Origin of the sequence: Streptomyces sp. NBC_01176, from assembly GCF_045039825.1 — a bacterium.
Classification (GTDB): domain Bacteria; phylum Actinomycetota; class Actinomycetes; order Streptomycetales; family Streptomycetaceae; genus Streptomyces.
Window position 1 is genome coordinate 1844986 of sequence record NZ_CP108600.1, and the last position, 18669, is coordinate 1863654.

Annotated in this window: 12 protein-coding genes; 6 read left to right on the forward strand and 6 right to left on the reverse strand. The window is 72.0% G+C overall.

Annotated elements, in window-relative coordinates; genetic code table 11:
* Positions 1–140: 140 nt before the first annotated feature.
* Positions 141–692 (reverse strand): RNA polymerase sigma factor, encoded by a 552-nt coding sequence (locus OG199_RS07760; protein ID WP_266704599.1) that lies wholly within the window; start codon positions 690–692, stop codon positions 141–143.
* A 46-nt stretch (positions 693–738) separates the two neighbouring features.
* Between OG199_RS07760 and OG199_RS07765 the strand changes: the two genes are divergently transcribed.
* The 3 genes from OG199_RS07765 (at position 739) to OG199_RS07775 (ending at position 4449) form a co-directional block, all read left to right on the forward strand.
* Positions 739–2121, forward strand: a complete 1383-nt coding sequence (locus OG199_RS07765) for a serine/threonine-protein kinase (protein ID WP_405828739.1) — start codon at positions 739–741, stop codon at positions 2119–2121.
* 120 nt (positions 2122–2241) lie between these two features.
* Positions 2242–2958, forward strand: coding sequence for a DUF4232 domain-containing protein (locus OG199_RS07770; RefSeq protein ID WP_405828741.1), 717 nt, complete (start codon positions 2242–2244; stop codon positions 2956–2958).
* A 231-nt stretch (positions 2959–3189) separates the two neighbouring features.
* Positions 3190–4449 (forward strand): hypothetical protein, encoded by a 1260-nt coding sequence (locus tag OG199_RS07775; protein WP_356798229.1) that lies wholly within the window; start codon positions 3190–3192, stop codon positions 4447–4449.
* Between the two features lie 82 nt (positions 4450–4531).
* Here the strand turns inward: OG199_RS07775 and OG199_RS07780 are convergent, their stop codons facing one another.
* The 3 genes from OG199_RS07780 to OG199_RS07790 form a co-directional block, all read right to left on the reverse strand.
* Positions 4532–6460 carry a ricin-type beta-trefoil lectin domain protein gene (locus OG199_RS07780; protein ID WP_405828743.1) on the reverse strand — a complete coding sequence of 643 codons (1929 nt, stop codon included), beginning with the start codon at positions 6458–6460 and terminating at the stop codon, positions 4532–4534.
* A 566-nt stretch (positions 6461–7026) separates the two neighbouring features.
* The gene (locus OG199_RS07785; protein WP_401805339.1) at positions 7027–7995 is read right to left on the reverse strand and encodes an aldo/keto reductase; all 969 of its coding nucleotides are present in this window, start codon (positions 7993–7995) and stop codon (positions 7027–7029) included.
* 572 nt (positions 7996–8567) lie between these two features.
* Positions 8568–10349: an FAD-binding dehydrogenase gene (locus OG199_RS07790; protein ID WP_405828745.1), complete on the reverse strand. Its 1782-nt coding sequence runs from the start codon at positions 10347–10349 to the stop codon at positions 8568–8570.
* 343 nt (positions 10350–10692) lie between these two features.
* Between OG199_RS07790 and OG199_RS07795 the strand changes: the two genes are divergently transcribed.
* The 3 genes from OG199_RS07795 (at position 10693) to OG199_RS07805 (ending at position 16691) form a co-directional block, all read left to right on the forward strand.
* Positions 10693–11685: an LLM class flavin-dependent oxidoreductase gene (locus OG199_RS07795; RefSeq protein WP_405834459.1), complete on the forward strand. Its 993-nt coding sequence runs from the start codon at positions 10693–10695 to the stop codon at positions 11683–11685.
* Between the two features lie 65 nt (positions 11686–11750).
* Positions 11751–14141 (forward strand): ATP-binding cassette domain-containing protein, encoded by a 2391-nt coding sequence (locus tag OG199_RS07800; protein WP_405828747.1) that lies wholly within the window; start codon positions 11751–11753, stop codon positions 14139–14141.
* Positions 14142–14324: 183 nt separating this feature from the next.
* Positions 14325–16691 (forward strand): glycosyl hydrolase family 95 catalytic domain-containing protein, encoded by a 2367-nt coding sequence (locus OG199_RS07805; RefSeq protein WP_405828749.1) that lies wholly within the window; start codon positions 14325–14327, stop codon positions 16689–16691.
* A 210-nt stretch (positions 16692–16901) separates the two neighbouring features.
* On the opposite strand, the gene OG199_RS07810 is transcribed toward OG199_RS07805, so the two are convergent.
* Together OG199_RS07810 and OG199_RS07815 are read right to left on the reverse strand one after the other, a co-directional pair.
* Positions 16902–17735, reverse strand: a complete 834-nt coding sequence (locus OG199_RS07810; RefSeq protein WP_405828751.1) for a lysophospholipid acyltransferase family protein — start codon at positions 17733–17735, stop codon at positions 16902–16904.
* Positions 17735–18505 carry a GNAT family N-acyltransferase gene (locus tag OG199_RS07815; RefSeq protein ID WP_356798216.1) on the reverse strand — a complete coding sequence of 257 codons (771 nt, stop codon included), beginning with the start codon at positions 18503–18505 and terminating at the stop codon, positions 17735–17737. The genes OG199_RS07810 and OG199_RS07815 overlap by 1 nt, the downstream gene beginning before the upstream one ends.
* Positions 18506–18669 lie beyond the last annotated feature (164 nt).

Consider the following 18669-nt stretch of genomic DNA (forward strand, 5'->3'; position numbering starts at 1 on the left):
AGGGCACGCGGCGCCCCGTGGGCCCGCCCGGCGGAGGGACCGACGGGCACGCCCGCTTCCCGACCCGTGACGGGCTCGCGCCCTGCTCCAACCCCCGACGAAGAGCATGAAGTTGACAGACCGTCAGACGTACCGCGACGTCACGAGGCGTCGGCCAGCCAGGGCCTGACCTGCTTGCGGGCCTCGTGCAGACGGGACTTGAGGGTGCCGAGCGGAATGCCGACCCGCTCGGCGACCTCGGCGTACTCCAGCTGGCAGATGTCCCGGTAGACCAGCGGCGCCACCAGGTGCGGATGCTCGCGCTCCAGCCGCTCCAGCGCCTCGAGGAGGTCGATGCGGGAACCGGCGATGACACTCGTGGTGCGCGGGTCGACGTGCTGCGAGGCGTCGATGACGTCCGGCTGCTCGGCGGCCCGCCGCTTCAGCTCGCGGTACTTCTGTCGGGAGCAGTTGGCGACGACCGTGTAGAGCCAGGTGCTGAAGCGGCTGCGGCCCTCGAAGGCGGTGATCTTCCGCGCCACCTGGAGGAGGACGTCCTGCGCCGCCTCCTCGGCGTCCTCGCGGCACGGCAGGAAGCGTCCGCAGCGCCGCATGACCTCCGGCCCCAGCCGCTGAAGGAGCAGATCCAGGGCGTCCGGATCGCCCGCGGCGGCGCGCAGCGCGAGCTCTTCGGTTCCCGCCGCGTCCTGCACTGGGTGCTCCCCTCGGTGTCGATCAGAGGCCAGGCATGATAGTCGCATGCACCCTCCGCAGCGGATCGGCCGCTACCGTCTGGACCGGCGCCTGGGCGCCGGCGGCTTCGGCGTGGTCTGGCTCGCCCACGACGAGGTGCTGGACGCGGTCGTCGCCGTGAAGGTGCTGTCCGACAACTGGGTCGACCACCTGGACGTGCGGGAGCGCTTCCTCGCCGAGGCCCGGCTGCTGCGCAAGGCCGACTCGAGCCGGGTCGTCCAGGTCTACGACATCGGTGAACTCCCGGACGGCAGGCCCTACTTCGTCATGGAGTACGCGGACGGGGGCACCCTCGCGGACCGGGTCGGCGGTGAACCGCTCCCGGTGTCCGAGGCCCTGCGGCTGACCGCCCTGGCGGCCCGCGGCGCGGCCGCGCTGCACCAGGCCGGGATCGTGCACCGCGACATCAAGCCGTCCAACGTGCTGCTGCGCACGGCACCCGGCGCGGGCGAGCGGGTCCTGCTGGCGGACCTCGGTCTCGCCAAGAGCCTGGCGCAGGCCTCCGGGCTGACGATGGCCGCGGGTTCGGCGGGCTACACCCCGCCGGAGCAGGCCCGGCCCGGGTCGGGGATCGACGCGCGGGCCGACGTGTACAGCCTGGGAGCCCTCGGCTACCACCTGGTCACGGGCACGGTTCCCGGGCCGCCCGGAGAGGTCGTACGCCCCGACCGGATCCGTACCGACCTCGCGCCGGGAGTCCGGCGGGCACTGCTGCGCGCCATGGAACCCGACCGGGAGCGGCGCTTTCCCACGGCGCTGGGTCTGGCCGAGGAGTTGGAGCGGCTGGCCGGGGTGACGCCGGCTCCGGCCGCCCGTACGCCCCGGCGCCGACGAAGGACCGTCATCGCCGCGGTGGCCGTCGCGGTCGTGGTCGCCGCCGGCGGCGTCACCGCCGCCCTGGTGAGCCGGCAGTCCTCCGGCGGGTCGGTGCGGGTCTCGGACGCCTCGGGGCGGCTCACGGTCGACGTGCCGCACGCCTGGGGCCGCCAGCTGCGCGACTCCGGCTGGAATCCGCGGACCGTGGGCCTGTCGGACGCCCATGAACCGGGGCTGGCGGTCGCCGACGACCTGGCGAAGTGGCAGGACCTGCGCTCGGCTGTCGACGGGGTGTTCGTCGGCCTGAGCGAGCACGGGGACATCCGGGCCGAGGTCGCCTCGCTCGCCCACACGGGGTGCCACTACGACGGCGGCCGCACCTACACCGGCGCGCACTGGCACGGGCTGGTGAGGACCTGGAGCGACTGCCCGGGCGGTCACGGCTCGCTCACGGAGGTCGGGCTCACCCCCGCGGGCGGCGCCGCACAGCCGCAGCTCTATGTACAGATCCGCCAGAAGAGCGGCAGCGACGCCACCGACCGTGTGCTCGGCTCCGTACGGGTAGGCACCTGACGAGAACGCGTGCCGGACCGGCGAACTTTTTCCGGCCGGCGCGCATCGGACAGTGGTGACGGAGCACGGAGCGCCGTACGCACGGGTCACGGCGTGCGCTGAATTCGAAGGAGTGTTGACATGGCGACCTTCCGGCACGGCGACGAGGTTCCGGTACGCCGTACGTCCTCCCCCGCGCACTGGGCGGCGGTGGTCGCGGGTATCGCGCTGCTGGGCACGCTCTCGGCCTGCGGGACCGACAGCGGCACGGGCGGCACCCCGCAGAAACTCCCCGGCACGGCGCAGCCGGCCTCCGGTGACACGACCCCGGACGGCTCCGGCACCAGTACCGCGTCGGCCGGCGGCGGCAGGACCTCCGCACCGGTGTCGGGCTCGGCCTCGGCGACGGCGACGGCGTCGACCGGAAGCGGTGCGGCGAGCACCCGTTGCCACACCTCCGAACTGCGCGCCTCGGTCGGTGCCAACGACCCGGGAGCGGGCCAGGAGAACTTCCCCGTCGTCCTCACCAACACCTCCCACCGCACCTGCACCCTGCGCGGCTACCCGGGGGCGGCCTTCGTGGACGCGTCGGGCAAGCAGCTCGGGCCCGACCCGAAGCGCTCCCCCGGGTCGCCGACCACGGTCGTGCTGGCCCCCGGGCAGAGCGCGTGGGCGGGCCTGACGTTCTCCAACCCCGAGATCAGCGGGGCGCACACGGCCACGCCGGCGTCGCTGGTCGTCACACCGCCCGACGAGCGGGACCCGCTCAAGGCGGTCTGGAAGGGCGGCGAGGTCCCGGTGTCGGGGAACTCCTCCTCGGTCTCGCTGACGGTCGTCCGGGCCGGTAGCGGCGCCTGACCCCGCCCGCCCCGCCGCTCCCGGCCGCCCACCCCGCCGCTGTCCGCCCCGCCGTCCGCCCGCGGACCGGCGGGGTTTGTCACGGAACGGCAACACGTCCCCCCGCCGGCGACCTTTCCCGGACATCCGCGCATCACACCGTTCGACGCACCTTCCGGCAGGCCGGCGCGTCGCAGGAACGGAAGCTCCGGCCCGGCGCGGGAGCGGTATCGAGGACATCGGGGGTTCATCATGACCGGCATCTCACGCAGGCGTCTGCTGACCGCGACGGCCGCGGCGGGAGCGCTCGGCGCGCTCTCCGCCTGCTCGGCGCACGACTGGTCGGTGGGCAGCGACGGCAAGGGGCAGGTGCAGGACGCGACCCCGCGGCCCCGGCTCATCGGCGACGGTTCCACCGCCGACACGGGGGCCCAGCCCAAGCAGCCGAAGGCCGAGCGGCTCAAGCCCGGCGAGCGTCCGCCGCAGTTCGTGGTGTTCTCCTGGGACGGCGCGGGCGAGCTCAGCAACCAGCTGTTCTCGCGGTTCCGCAAGGTCGCCGCCGACCACGGCGCGTCGATGACGTTCTTCCTCAGCGGCATCTACACGCTGCCCGAGTCGAAGAAGCACCTCTACAGCCCACCGCAGCACCCGGTGGGCGCCTCCGCGATCGGCTACCTCTCCGACCGGCACATCCACGCGACACTTCAGCAGATCCGGGGCGCCTGGCTGGAGGGGCACGAGATCGGCACCCACTTCAACGGTCACTTCTGCGGCGCGGACGGGGTACGCCGCTGGTCCCCCGCCGAGTGGCGCAGCGAGATCGACCAGGCGAAGAAGTTCGTCACCGGGTGGAAGACCAACACCGGCTTCACCGATCTCGAACCGCTTCCCTTCGACTACGACAAGGAGCTGATCGGCGGCCGCACCCCCTGTCTCGAGGGGCAGTCCAACCTGCTGCCGACGGCCGCCGCCCTCGGCTGGAAGTACGACGCCAGTTCCCCCGGCGGCCTCCAGATGTGGCCCGGCAAGGTCCAGAACGGCCGCGTCTGGGACTTCCCGCTGCAGTCCATCCCGTTCCCCGGCCACACCTTCCAGGTCCTGTCCATGGACTACAACCTGATGGCCAACCAGTCCAACGCCAACCCGCTCGGTGACCGCGCCCAGTACGACGCCTGGCGCGCGCAGGCCCGCGACAGCTATCTGGCCGGCTTCCGCCGGGCCTACGAGAGCAACCGGGCCCCCTTCTTCGTCGGCAACCACTTCGAACGGTGGAACGGGGGCATATACATGGACGCCGTGGAAGAGGCCGTCGAGCGGATAGCGGGGCACGACGAGGTACGCCTGGTCTCGTTCCGCCAGCTCGTGGAGTGGCTGGAGGTCCAGGACCCTGCGGTGCTGCGCAAGCTGCGCACCCTCGATCCCGGACAGTCCCCCCTCGGCGGCTGGGCGGAGTTCCTGGGCACGGCCGCCTCCGCGTCGGCCACCGCGGGGTCGGCCACCGCGGCGTCGTGACACCTCACGGCGGAGGCGGTCGGTGCCCGGGGCCCGGTCCCGTCCCCTGCGATCCCCGGGGGCGGGACCGCAGGGGACGGCGTCAGTGACGGCCGCCCCGGCCGCCTCCGGATCCGTAGCCATCGTGACCGCCGCCGTAACCGCCGTATCCGTAGCCGCCGTTCCCCCAGGTGCCCCCGTCGCCGTATCCCGGGGTGCCGTACTGGCCGTCGGCCGGCGGGCAGTCGTACGGGGAGCAGGACGACGTGGGACTCGGGGCGGAGGGGTTCCCCGCGGACGTCGACGGCCCGGCCGAGGGGGCGGGCGACACCTTGGACGCACCGTTCGGCGACCGCGAGGCCCCGGTGGGTTCCCGGGTCACCGGCGCGGTGGCCGATCCGTCGGCGTCCCAGTTCACCGCCGCCATCTGGAGCGAGGGCGACGAGGTGTCCAGGGTCCAGTGCTGGACGGCCTGATCCCTGCGGAGCTTGAGGACCAGGGCTCCCGTGCCGTTGGTGGCGGCGGGCGTGAGGGCCAGGTCCTGGTTGCCCCGGGGCACCAACTCCCCCTGAAGGGTGAAGTCGTAGCGCACGTTCTTGCCGGTCGAGCCGGACTCGGCGGTGCAGGAGGCCAGTTGGATCGAGTAGCCGAGGTGGGAGTCGAGACACAGGCCCGGGTCGGCGACGTCGCGCAGCACCCCGTCCGCCTCGTACGACCATTCCTGCGCCCCGGCCGAGGAGCACGAGGTGAGTGCCGTCTCGGCCCCCTTCACGAGCTTCCCGCCGACGATGCCGACACACAGCCCGGTCTTGAGGTTGCGCAACCGGCCGCGCACGGTGCCGTTCGACGCGTCGCCTATCCAGGACGGCTTCGCACCGGGTGCCTTGACGGGGCCCGAACTCGGCCTGCCCGAAGGCCCGGCGCCCTCGACGGTGCCGTCCGAGCCCTGGGCCGCCCACAGGGCCAGCGGGACCAGGATCAGGCCGCTCGCGGTCAGTGCGGCCAGCGCGATGTTGCGGCGGCCCGGCGAGCGCCGGGGTGCCTTGTGCGTCGCCCGGCGCGAGTCGGTGGCCGATTGGCCGCGCGGCGCCACACGCGGCGGCCGGCTCGGCGGGAGCGGGACGTTGTCGGGGAGAGGAGGGGCCGCGTGGAGGCCCGGGCCGCCAGGCCCGTCGCCCGTCACCTCCACCAGACCGACGGCGCGTCCGGGCCGGGTGGCGAGATAGGCCTCGGCGCCCCAGCCGAGCACGGACTCGGCCAGCGGCAGGGCGAGTTCGCCGTTGAAGTGGTTCAACTGGTCGGCGGTGTACCGGCAGTGGCGGCAGCGGCCCATGTGCCGGCGCAGATCGGGGTCGAGGTCGTCACCACCACGTCGCAGCGACACATCCAGCATGCGGTGGTACTGGCGGCACTCCTCCTCGGGGGCCAGTTCGCGGTGGATCTCCAGGCAGCCCTCACGCAGGCGTTCACGGGCCCGCGCCAGCTCGACGAGGGCGGCGTCCTCACGGATGCCCAACAGCGCTGCGGGCAGGGCTAGTTGTTCGGCCTCGACCTCGGCATGCCAGAGCAGGCAACGGCCCGCCTCCGGAAGTCGCTGGAATGCGCGGGACAGCAGGCGCCGGCCCTCCGGCGGAAGGAGCCGCGCCACGACGCGCTCCTCGCCGTCCGGGCCGGCCAGCAGCTCGGGGTGGAGCGATTCCCGCCGCTGGTCCGCGAGCCATTCGGCGGTCATGCGGCGCACGGTGACCAGCAACTGCGGCCGCCAGGCCGCCGTCGGTCCGGTCTGCCGCAGGGATTCGCCGAACAGCCGGGTGAATGCCGCCGTGGTGAGGATTCCGGCGGGACGCACGCCGTTGGTGCACAGCCGGGCGTAGCCGAAGACCGCTTCCCAGTGTCGGTCGAGGAGTTCTCCGACGGGGTGGTGCGCGGGCGTGTTCCCCGAGCTCTTCTTCAGTTCGGCGGCCAGTCGCTCATCCGATATCTCGAACAAGCGAGCGGATTCCGGGGACTGAGACAGGGCGGGGTCGTTCACGTCCGCTTTCCTCCCAAAGGCAACGCATGAATTAGTCCATACCAATGAGCGGGCGGCTCGCCCGGTCAGGCGAGGGGCTACCCATGGGGGACCGTGCCGCCGCAAACACCCACTTCGACGGCTCTTCGGAAGCGGGGCGGGCGGCCACACCGTGCACGCGCAGAAGGAAGTAAATATTGTCTGCACGCCAACAAGGCACACCTTTGCACAGCGGACCTTGCCGAAACAAGTGATCCTCTCGTTTTCCCCATTCCACCGGGCGCGACCTGGATTGACGAAACGTCAATAGAAGCGCTCGCAAAAGAAAAACAGAAATCCCGCGACCTTCCCTCCGGGCGCCATGCGCGGCGCCCACCTCGAGAGGCCCCCAGGCAGGAAGGACATTCACCCGGTCGACCGGCGGTGTTGCCCGCCCATACGCCACCCCCTATTGGGAGCGCTCCCAATATCCGCCGGCCGCCTCTTGCGACGGCGGCACCGGATTCACCAGCCACCCGGGGCCGCTCATGTGCGCATTACTTTTGCCCGATGAGAGATTTGCGTGGCGAACGGATCGGGCCCGTGGATCAGTGACCGCTGATCGCCCGGGGCGTGTACGGCCGCTCCAGTTCCTCGACCTCCTTCTCGGTGAGTTCCACGTCGAGGGCGGCCACCGCGTCGTCGACGTGCCCCACCCGCGTGGCGCCGATGATGGGAGCGGTGACGGTGTCGGCACGCAGCAGCCAGGCGAGGGCGATCCGGGCGCGCGGGACGTCACGCTCGGCGGCGATCCGGCCGACCGCGTCGACGATGTCCCGGTCACCCTCCTGGTAGAGCTTCCTGCCGAACTCGTCGGTCCTGCTGCGCTCGGTGGTGACGTCCCAGGCGCGGGTGAGACGGCCACGCGCGAGCGGGCTCCAGGGCAGCACGCCGACGCCCTGGTCCGCGCAGAGCGGCAGCATCTCGCGCTCCTCCTCGCGGTAGAGGAGGTTGTAGTGGTTCTGCATCGACACGAACCGCGTCCAGCCGTGCAGCAGGGCCGTGTACTGCGCCTTGGAGAACTCCCAGGCGTACATCGAACTCGCCCCGATGTAACGGGCCTTGCCCGCCTTCACGACGTCGTGCAGGGCCTCCATCGTCTCCTCGACGGGCGTGGCGGGGTCGAAGCGGTGGATCTGGTACAGGTCCACGTAGTCGGTGCCCAGCCTGCGCAGACTGTTGTCGATCTCCGTCATGACGGCCTTGCGGGACAGACCGCGCGCGTTGGGGCCCTCGTGCATCGCGCCGTTCACCTTGGTGGCGATGACGATCTCGTCGCGGCGAGCGTATTCCGCGAGCGCGCGGCCGACGATCTCCTCGCTGGTGCCGTCGGAGTAGACGTTCGCCGTGTCGAAGAAGGTGATGCCGGCCTCCAGTGCCCGGCGGATCAGCGGGCGGGACGCCTCGTCGTCGAGGGTCCACTCGTGGGTCCCCCGGCCGGGTACCCCGAAACTCATGCAGCCGAGGCAGATCCGGGACACGTCCAGGCCCGTCGAACCGAGCTTCACGTACTGCATGCGCACTCCTGCGTTTCGTGGGGGTGGAGCCGTTCCTGCCTCCGCGTCCGTGCGAGCCGGCGGCAAGGGCTCCGGGAGTGCCATTTCCCGATCGCGGTTCGCTTAGTCGCACAGCCACCGCCGATCGGCCGCATGGACGCAGCGCCCAGCGCTCCGCGCACCCGCGCGGGCCCCCGCGCCCCCGGTCGACGAGATCCCCCACCGGGACACGCCCGGACACGCGAAACGGACCGGACCGTGTACGAACCCCCGGAGCCACCGCCGTGCGGAGACGGACCCGCGTACGGGACGCCGGAGACACCGCGTCCGGACCGGCGCACGGACCGGCGCGTGCAGAACGCCCCGCGGACCGGCGCACGGACCGGCACGTGCAGAACGCCGCACGGGCCGGCGTGGTCCGGCGTGGACCGGCGTCCAGACCGCCGCACGGACCGACCGCGGATCGGCGGCGGCTCGGCCGCGGACCCGCCTGCAGAACGCCCCGCGGACCGGCGGCGGGCCGGTGTACGGACCGCCGGCAGGTCGGTGTACGGACCGCCGGCAGGTCGCCTCCGGCGGTCCGTACGCCGCGTTCAGAGCGCGGCGGCCGCCGCCCGCCCCGCCTGTCGCCCGGAGAACAGGCAGCCACCCAGGAAGGTGCCTTCCAGCGAGCGGTATCCGTGCACTCCCCCGCCGCCGAATCCCGCGACCTCACCGGCCGCGTACAGACCGGGAATCGCGGTGCCGGTGGCGTCCAGGACGCGGCCGGAGAGGTCCGTCTGCAGACCGCCCAGGGTCTTGCGGGTGAGGATGTTGAGCCGTACGGCGATCAGCGGACCGGCGCCGGCGTCCAGGATCTTGTGGATCGGCGCGGTGCGGCTGAGCGAGTCCCCGGTGTAGGCGAGCGCGTTGCGGATCCCCATCACCTGGACGTCCTTGGTGTAGGGGTTGTCGATCTCCCGGTCCCGCGCGTCGATCTGCCGCTTGAGGTCGGTGAGATCGATCAGTCCGTCCCCGGTCAGCTTGTTCATGCCGGTGACCAGTTCGGACAGCGTGGCGGCGACGACGAAGTCGACCCCGTTCTTCTTGAACTTCTCGATCGGCTCGGGGGTCTGCCAGATGCGCGAGAGCAGCATCCAGACGTCCTTGTTGGTGAGGTCCGGGTTCTGCTCCGAGCCGGAGAGCGCGAACTCCTTCGCGATGATCTTCTGCGTCGTCACGAACCAGGAGTAGTCGTAGCCCGTGTCGGTGATCGACTTGAGCGTGTGGAGGGTGTCGTAGCCGGGCAGGTCGGGGGCGGAGAAGCGTTTGCCGGTGGCGTCGAACCACATCGACGACGGTCCCGGCAGGATACGGATGCCGTGGTTGGCCCAGATCGGGTCGTAGTTCCTGAGACCCTCCGTGTAGTGCCACATCCGGTCGGGGTTGACGATGCGCCCGCCCGCCGCCTCGGTGATCCCGAGCATCCGGCCGTCCACATGGGCGGGCACACCGGTGACCATGAACTTGGGCGGAGTGCCGAGCCGGGCAGGCCAGTTCTGCCGCACGAGGTCGTGGTTGGCGCCGATGCCCCCCGAGGTGACGATCACGACCGGAGCGCGGAGTTCGAAGTCACCGACCACCGTGCGCGAACTGGCCTTGCCGCGCGCCGCGGTGCTCGGTTCGAGGACCGCGCCCCGGACCCCCGTCACGGCGCCGCCGGTGCGCACGATCTCGTCGACGCGGTGCCGGAACCTGAAGGTCACCTTCCCGTCCGCGACCGCGGCCCGTACCCGCTTCTCGAACGGCTCGACCACGGCGGGACCGGTTCCCCAGGTGACATGGAAGCGGGGTACCGAGTTCCCGTGCCCGTCCGCGAGCCCGCCGCCGCGCTCGGCCCAGCCCACGATCGGGAACCACCGCACGCCCAGCCCGTAGAGCCAGGACCGCTTCTCCCCCGAGGCGAAGTCCACGTACGCCTCGGCCCACTTGCGGGCCCAGTGGTCCTGGCCGGTCGGGTCCCCGACGCCGCGGTCGAATCCGGCCGCCCCGAGCCAGTCCTGCCACGCCAGTTCCTGGGAGTCCTTGATGCCCATCAGACGCTGCTCGTCGGAGTCGACCAGGAAGAGACCGCCGAAGGACCAGAAGGCCTGTCCGCCCAGGTTGGTCTCGGGTTCCTGGTCCAGAAGCAGTACCTTGCGGCCCGCGGCGGCCAGTTCGGCCGTCGCGACCAGACCGGCGAGGCCGCCGCCGACGACGATCGCGTCCGCGTCCGACGACCCGGCCGCGAAGGCGGGGACCGCGTGCGCCGCGAGGGCGGCACCGGCCAGCACACCGCCCGCCGCCGTCAGGGCCCGGCGTCTGCTGATCACGGCCGGGGACACAGAATTCTCCATGGGCTGCCTTCCGTAGGAGGTACGTGAGGTGCGGGAGACGCCGCCGGTGTTGCCGCGACACCCGTGTTGTTACCGTCGGTAGCACCCCGGAAACACTGCGGCGGCTTCGGTGTTGGACCAGAAGCCGCGGTGGTTCACAACCCCACCCACACCGCGGAGATCAGCCTTGCCTTGCCCGTCCCGGACAGCGGGCGGATCATGGAAACCGCAGGGGAGAGTGAGCACAGTGACGACCGAGAAGAGCGAGCCCGGCACCGGGGCAGGAGCCGTCCCCTCCGGGGCGGTGGCGCACGGCCCGGAGCGGCGGGGCGTCTCGCGGGAGGAGGGTCCGGCCGGGGCGGGCGTGCGCTTCTCCGTCCTCGACCGCTCCCGCACCCGCGAGGGGCACGACGCCGCCGAGGCGCTGCGCGACACCGTCCGCCTGGCCCAGGAGCTCGAGCGGCTCGGCTACCACCGGTTCTGGGTCTCGGAGCATCACGGCGTGCCAGGCGTCGCCGGGTCCGCCCCGACGGTGCTGGCCGCCGCGGTCGCCGCCGCCACCCGGACCATCCGGGTCGGCACCGGCGGAGTGATGCTGCCGAACCACCAACCCCTGGTCGTGGCGGAGCAGTTCGGTGTTCTGGAGGCGCTCTTCCCCGGCCGGATCGACATGGGCCTGGGCCGCTCCGTCGGGTTCACACCCGGCGTGCGCAGGGCGCTGGGACGGGACAAGGACGCGGCCGAGTCCGCCGACTTCGCGGCCCAGCTCGACGAGTTGCTGGGCTGGTTCCGCGGCACCTCCCCGACCGGGGTGCACGCGCGGCCCCCGGAGGGCCTGACGGTGCCGCCGTTCGTGCTCGCCCTGGGCGAGGGCGCGGACATCGCGGCACGGGCGGGCCTCCCGCTGGTCATCGGTGACCTCGGGAACCGGGAGAGGATGCGGCGCGGGATCGATCGCTACCGCGCGGCGTTCCGTCCGTCGGAGTGGGCGCGCGAGCCGTACGTCGTGGTCTCCGGCACCGTCGTGGTCGCGGCGACGTCACGGGACGCGCACCGGCTGCTGATCCCGGAGGCCTGGTCGATGGCGTACTCCCGCACCCACGGCACCTTCCCGCCGCTGCCGCCCGCCGAGCGCGTCGAGGGCCTGGTGATGACCGGCAAGGAGCGGGACCTGTACGAGTCCGGGCTCACCGGCCGGCTCGCGGGGACCGAGGAGCAGGTCGCCGAGGAGCTGGCCACGGTGATCAAGGAGACGGGCGCGCAGGAGGTGCTCGTCACGACGAGCACCTACGACCGGGAGGCCCTGCTGGACTCCTTCCGCGGGCTCGCCCGGGTCGCGGGACTCCTCCCGACCTAGAATGGTGTGGTTTGCCCCCTCCCCGCTCACCCCCAGGCCGCAAGCCCGCCCCAGGAGTCCCGTCGATGCCCGATCCGCACGGCCCCCACGACCCGTACGTCCGTGTGCGGAACGCCCGTGAGCACAACCTGCGGGGTGTGGACGTCGACATCCCGCGGGACGTCCTCGCCGTCTTCACGGGTGTATCGGGCTCGGGCAAGTCCTCGCTGGCGTTCGGGACGATCTACGCGGAGGCCCAGCGGCGCTACTTCGAGTCGGTCGCGCCGTACGCGCGGCGGCTGATCCACCAGGTCGGGGCGCCGAAGGTCGGGGACATCACCGGACTGCCGCCCGCGGTCTCGCTCCAGCAGCGCCGTTCGGCGCCCACCTCGCGCTCGTCCGTCGGCACGGTCACCCACCTCTCCAACTCCCTGCGGATGCTGTTCTCCCGCGCCGGCGACTATCCGGCCGGCGCCGAACGCCTCGACTCGGACGCCTTCTCACCGAACACGGCCGTCGGAGCCTGCCCGGAGTGCCACGGGCTCGGCCGGGTGCACGGTACGAGCGAGGAGTTGCTCGTGCCGGATCCCTCGCTGTCGATCCGCGCGGGCGCGATCGCCGCGTGGCCCGGCGCCTGGCAGGGCAAGAACCTGCGCGACGTGCTCGACGCGCTGGGCCACGACGTGGACCGTCCGTGGCGTGAACTGCCCGCCGGGGAGCGGGAGTGGATCCTGTTCACCGACGAGCAGCCGGTCGTCACCGTGCATCCGGTGCGGGACGCGGGCCGTATCCAACGCCCGTACCAGGGCACGTACATGAGTGCCCGGCGCTATGTCATGAAGACCTTCTCGGACTCGAAGAGCACGACCCTGCGGGCCAGGGCCGAGCGGTTCCTCAGCAGCGCCCCGTGCCCGGTGTGCGGCGGCAGCCGGCTGCGCCCCGAGGCGCTGGCGGTGACCTTCGCCGGGCGGACGATCGCGGAGCTGGCCGCGCTGCCACTGACCGAGCTGGCGGGGACGCTGCGCCCCGAGGGGGAGACGGCCCGGGTGCTCACGGACGATCTCAGGGCGCGTATCGCCCCCGTCGTCGAGCTCGGTCTCGGGTATCTCAGCCTCGACCGCGCCACCCCCACCCTCTCCGCGGGAGAGTTGCAACGGCTGCGGCTGGCCACGCAGTTGCGGTCCGGTCTGTTCGGAGTGGTCTACGTACTCGACGAGCCGTCCGCCGGGCTGCACCCGGCCGACACGGAGGCCCTGCTCACGGTCCTGGACCGGCTGAAGTCGGCGGGCAACTCGGTGTTCGTGGTGGAGCACCACCTCGACGTCGTGCGCGCCGCGGACTGGCTCGTCGACGTCGGTCCGCTGGCCGGCGAGCACGGCGGCCGGGTGCTGCACAGCGGTCCGGTGGCGGAGCTCGCCGGGGTCGAGGAGTCGGCCACGGCCCGCTTCCTCTTCGGCCGCTCGTCCGCGCCGGTGCGTGAAGTCCGCTCCCCGCGCGGATGGTTGAAGGTCGGTCCGGTGCACCGGCACAACCTGCGAGGGGTGACGGCCGAGATCCCGCTCGGCGTGTTCACCGCCGTGACGGGCGTGTCCGGTTCCGGCAAGTCCACACTCATCGGTGAGGTGACGGAGGAACTGGAGGGGGTCGGACGGCTCGTCTCGGTCGACCAACGGCCCATCGGGCGGACCCCGCGCTCCAATCTGGCCACGTACACGGGACTCTTCGACGTCGTACGCAAGGTGTTCGCCGGGACCGAGGCAGCACGCGAGCGGAAGTACGGGGTCGGGCGTTTCTCCTTCAACGTCGCCGGCGGTCGTTGTGAGACCTGCCAGGGCGAAGGGTTCGTGAGTGTCGAACTGCTCTTCCTGCCGAGCACGTACGCGCCGTGCCCGGACTGCGGCGGAGCCCGCTACAACCCCGAGACCCTCGAAGTGACCCACCGCGGGCGGAACATCGCGCAGGTGCTGGACATGACGGTGGAGACCGCGGCGGAGTTCTTCCGCGACACCCCCGCCGCCGCCCGCAGCCTCGCCACGCTCCTCGACGTGGGCCTCGGCTACCTGCGGCTCGGCCAGCCCGCCACGGAGTTGTCCGGCGGCGAGGCCCAGCGCATCAAGCTGGCAGGCGAGTTGCAGCGGGTCCGCCGGGGGCACACGCTCTACCTCCTCGACGAACCGACGGCCGGGCTGCATCCGGCCGATGTCGAGGTGCTGATGCGCCAGTTGCACGGGCTGGTCGAGGCGGGGCACACCGTCGTGGTCGTCGAACACACCATGGCGGTGGTCGCGGGCGCGGACTGGGTGATCGACCTCGGGCCGGGCGGCGGGGAGGGCGGCGGCCGGATCGTGGCGGTGGGACCGCCCGTCGAGGTCGCGAGGGCGGCGGGAAGCACGACCGCCCCCTATCTCGCCCGCGCGCTCGCCGTCCCGTCCGGGCGAGAGGGACACCACCAGGGCCGTCCCGGTCAGAGCCAGTAGGGCGTCGGCCGGCCCCTTTCATCGGATGAGTGGTCGCGCTTTACCCGCACAAATCCGTTCTGGAGGCGATTACTTCCCCCGATAGATAGGAGCAATGGCGCACGCGCCCGTTGACTCGGCGAAGACGTGGCTCATATTTTATGAATTAATCTTGCGCGCCTCCCGCTGAAGGGACCCTGTGCCGTGCCCTCTTCCTCTCGTCGTGACTTCCTTCGCCTCACCGGGGCCGCCGGTGGCGGTCTCGCGGTCTTCGCCGGCCTGCCGCCGTTCGCCGCGCACGCCGCTCCCGAGCGCCCGGCCCACGTGACCCTCGTCCCGGAGGCCGAGGCGACCACCCTCTGGTATCGCACGCCCGCCGCCGAGTCACGCGTCATCCAGGAGGCGCTGCCACTGGGCAACGGCCGGCTCGGCGCCCTGGTCGGCTGTGACCCGGCGGACGACTTCCTCTACCTCACCGACGGCTCGTTCTGGACCGGCGGACGCAACGACACCCCCACCGATGACGGCCAACTCCCCTATGGAGCGGATGATTTCGGCAGCTTCGGCCTGCTGGCCAAGCTCCGCGTCACACTGCCGGGCCACACGGCCCACACGATCAGCGACTACCGACGCAGCCTCGACCTGAGCAACGGTGTCGTGTCCGCGGCCTACCGACACCAGGGAGTCCGGTTCCGCCGGGAGGTCTACGCCAGCCATCCGGACGACGTCGTCGTCATGAGACTCACCGGAGGCGGCAGCCACACCGGCACCGTCTCGCTGGAAGGCACCCACGGCGAGTCCACCTCGTACGGCGACCGCCAACTCTCGTTCGACGGCACCTTCAAGAACGGCCTGCGGTACGCGGCCTCGGTGAGAGCGGTCAGCAGCACGGGCACCATCCGCGCGGACGGCGACAAGCTGTCCTTCTCCGGGTGCCGTGAAGTGCTCATCGTCGTGTGCGCGGGCACCGACTACTCGGCCGACGCCGGAAAGGACTTCCGCGAACCGGCCACCGACCCGCTCGCCGTGGCCCGCGGCAAGGTCTCCGCCGCGGCGAAGGTCCCCGGCACCACGCTGCTCGCCACGCATGTGGCCGACTACCGGCGCCTCTACGACCGCTTCTCCCTCGACCTGGGCACGTCCTCCGCGGTGCAACGGTCGTTGGACTCCTGGTCGCGCATCGCCGTCAGGTACACCGACGCCTCCACCCCGGACCCGGAACTGGAGGCGACCTACGTCCAGTACGGCCGCTACCTGACCATCACCGGTTCCAGGGACTGGCTGCCCATGAACCTCCAGGGCCTGTGGATCCACAACAACAACCCGGACTGGTACGCCGATTACCACACGGACATCAACGTCCAGATGAACTACTGGCTGGCCGATCCGGCCGGGCTGGGCGAGAACGCCGAGGCCCTCGCGCGGTACTGCCGGTCCCAACTGCCCGTCTGGACGGACGTCACCCACCGGCTCTACAACAACCCCGACAACCGCTTCCGCAACAGCACCGGGAAGATCGCGGGCTGGGCCGTCGCCTTCTCGACCAACATCCACGGCGGCAGCGGCTGGGCCTGGCATCCCTCGGGCAACGCCTGGCTCTGCAACTCGCTGTGGCGCCACTACGAGTACACCCAGGACCGCGCGTACCTGGAGACCATCTACCCCGTGCTCAAGGGAGCCGCGGAGTTCTGGAGGGCACGGCTCCTCACGACCACGGTCACCGACCCGGACGGTTCCTCGCGCGAGGTCCTGATCGACGACACCGCCTGGTCGCCGGAGCACGGACCGGACGGCAAGGGCAACACCTACGCGCAGGAACTCGCCTGGGAACTCTTCGGCGAGTTCACGACCGCGGCCCGCGTCCTGAACCGCGACGGACAGCTCGCCGCAGAACTCGACGGGATGCGGGACAAGCTCTACCTCCCCCGGGTCAGCCCGAAGAGCGGCTGGCTCGAGGAGTGGATGAGCCCGGACAACCTCGGTGAGACCACACACCGCCACCTGTCGCCCCTCATCGGGTTCTACCCCGGCGACCGGATCGCCGCCGACACCAGCCCTCCCGAACTCATCGACGGCGTACGCGAACTGCTCACCGCGAGAGGCATGGACAGCTTCGGCTGGGCCTGCGCCTGGCGATCGCTGTGCTGGTCACGGCTGAAGGACGCGGAGAAGGCGTACCGGCTCTATCTCACCGTCCTGCGGCCGTCGATGAACAACGGCAACGGCACCTCGGCCAACTGGTTCGACATGTACAGCCAGGGCAGCTACACGATCTTCCAGATCGACGCCAACCTCGGCGGCCCCACCGCGGCCCTGGAGATGGTCCTCTACTCACGGCCGGGAGTCGTCGAACTGCTGCCCGCGTTGCCGCAGGCCTGGTCGAAGAAGGGTTCCGTCACCGGAATCGGCGCGAGGGGCGGCTTCGAGGTGGACTTCTCCTGGCGGAACGGCAAGGCGACCACGGCCACGATCCGCAGCGTCGGCGGCACACGCACCGAACTGCGGGCCGGCGGGTTCCGCCGGCAGATCGCCCTCGAACCCGGGAAGTCCGTGACCGTACGCATCCCCTGAACACCCGGGGCACCGAGCGCGCGGGTCCGCGGCCGCCGACCGAAGCCCGCTCCCGGAGGGCTGGGACCGCGCCTGGCCGAGCACGGTCCCGCACCACGCTCGGCCCGGGCCCTGTCTCCACTCCGCCCGGCGCGGTGGCGGCGGCCGTCCGGCCGGGCCGTACGCTGGCGGGTGGTTGTCGGAGCGTACGCCCTGGTCCGTGACGGTGCATCAGAGGTGGAGAGGCGTCCGGGCGAGGGTCTCCCGGGGACGCGGTTCTCCCTGCGCCGCGCGGGCCAGGTCCCGTCGGTCGGCGTGGCTGCCCGGCATGAGCGCGGGCCGCACGTCCACCTCCGCGACCAGCCCGCGCGCCGATACCACCCGCCACAGCGAGGCGAGCAGGGAGTCGTCCCCGACGAAGGCGGGCGCGGTGCTCGCCGCTCCCCGGGCGAACCGGTAGTGCAGACGCACCGGCTGGACCGGCACCCCGGCGTCCAGCGCGGCCTGGAAGACGGCCCGTCGGAAGTGCCCCTGCGCCCTGCCGCACCAGGTGCTGCCCTCGGGGAAGGCCACGACGGCGGCACCGTCACGCAGCAGCCCGGCGATGTGCGCGACCGTGCCCGGCAGGGCGCGCAGCCGGTCACGCTCGATGAACAGGACACCGCCGCGCGCGGCCAGGGGACCCGCGACCGGCCACTGCCGGATCTCGGACTTGGCGAGCATCCTGGCCGGGCGTACGGCGGCGAGCAGCGGGATGTCCAGCCACGAGATGTGGTTGGCGACCATCAGCAGGCCGCCGCCGGGTGCGGCGGCGCCGTTGATCCGGACCTGGACGCCCGCCGCCCGGGCGACGAAGCGGGCCCACCTCCGCACCGCCCGGGACGGGATCCGTCCGCCGACCGGGCAGAGCGCGACGCCGACGACGAGCAGGGCGACGACCGCGGTGAGCCGCAGCACGGCCCGCGGTACGGCCGCGACGGATCCCGTGCGTTCCACGCAGACCCCCGGGGTGCAGGGCGCGCTGGGCAGCCAGACGCTCCGTACCCCGGCGTCGGTGAGCGTCATCAGGCCGGTACGAGCGAGAGGAAGTGCCGCAGATAGCGCGGGTCGACCCGCCGCATCGACAGCAGCACGTACAGGTCGGCGACGCCGAAGTCCGGGTCGTGCGCGGGTTCGGCGCAGACCCAGGCGCCGAGCCGGAGGTAGCCGCGCAGCAGCGGGGGCAGCTCGGTGCGGGGCGGGCGGGCGACGCCCTCGGCGGACCAGGGCAGGCGGGGCCGTACCCGGTACTCCTCGGGCGCGAGGTACTTGGCCTGCACCCTGTCCCAGGTGCCCGCCGCGAGCGCTCCGCCGTCGCCGAGCGGGATCGAGCAGCAGCCCGCGAGCCACTCGTGGCCGCCGTCGACCATGTACCGGGCTATGCCGGCCCAGATGAGACCGATGACCGCGCCGTCGCGGTGGTCGGGGTGCACGCAGGAGCGGCCGACCTCGACGAGTCCGGGGCGGATCGCATCGAGCGGGCCGAGTTCGAACTCGCTCTCCGAGTAGAGCCGGCCGGCGACCGCGGCCCGGTCCGGCGGCAGCAGCCGGTAGGTGCCGACGACCTGGTCCGTCTGCGTGTCACGGACCAGCAGGTGGTCGCAGTAGGCGTCGAAGGAGTCGATGTCGAGGCCCGGCTGCGGAGTGGTCAGCAGGGCGCCCATCTCCCCCGCGAAGACGTCGTGGCGCAGCCGCTGGGCGGCCCGGACGTCCTCCTCGGAGCGAGCGAGGGAGACGGTGTAGCGGGCGGGGGCCAGCGGCTGCGGGGGGCTGTCGAGGGTGGAAACGCCGGTCATGGCACTCTCCTGGTCACGGGCCGGTTCGGCGGTGCGGCGGCGGGCCGTTTCGGTGCGGTCCGCGCGCTCCTGTTCTTCCGATACCGGTTGGCGTGCGCGTGACCTGTGCCAGGAGCCGGGATGTGGGGATGTTGAATGCCAGGGGCTGCCCCCGTGTGCGAGAC

Excerpts from the sequence above, each read along its gene's own strand:
- OG199_RS07765 (WP_405828739.1), top strand. The coding sequence starts at position 739 with ATGCACCCTCCGCAGCGGATCGGCCGCTACCGTCTGGACCGGCGCCTG.
- OG199_RS07770 (WP_405828741.1), top strand. The coding sequence starts at position 2,242 with ATGGCGACCTTCCGGCACGGCGACGAGGTTCCGGTACGCCGTACGTCC.
- OG199_RS07775 (WP_356798229.1), top strand. The coding sequence starts at position 3,190 with ATGACCGGCATCTCACGCAGGCGTCTGCTGACCGCGACGGCCGCGGCG.
- OG199_RS07785 (WP_401805339.1), bottom strand. The coding sequence starts at position 7,995 with ATGCAGTACGTGAAGCTCGGTTCGACGGGCCTGGACGTGTCCCGGATC.
- OG199_RS07790 (WP_405828745.1), bottom strand. The coding sequence starts at position 10,349 with ATGGAGAATTCTGTGTCCCCGGCCGTGATCAGCAGACGCCGGGCCCTG.
- OG199_RS07800 (WP_405828747.1), top strand. The coding sequence starts at position 11,751 with ATGCCCGATCCGCACGGCCCCCACGACCCGTACGTCCGTGTGCGGAAC.
- OG199_RS07810 (WP_405828751.1), bottom strand. The coding sequence starts at position 17,735 with ATGACGCTCACCGACGCCGGGGTACGGAGCGTCTGGCTGCCCAGCGCG.
- OG199_RS07815 (WP_356798216.1), bottom strand. The coding sequence starts at position 18,505 with ATGACCGGCGTTTCCACCCTCGACAGCCCCCCGCAGCCGCTGGCCCCC.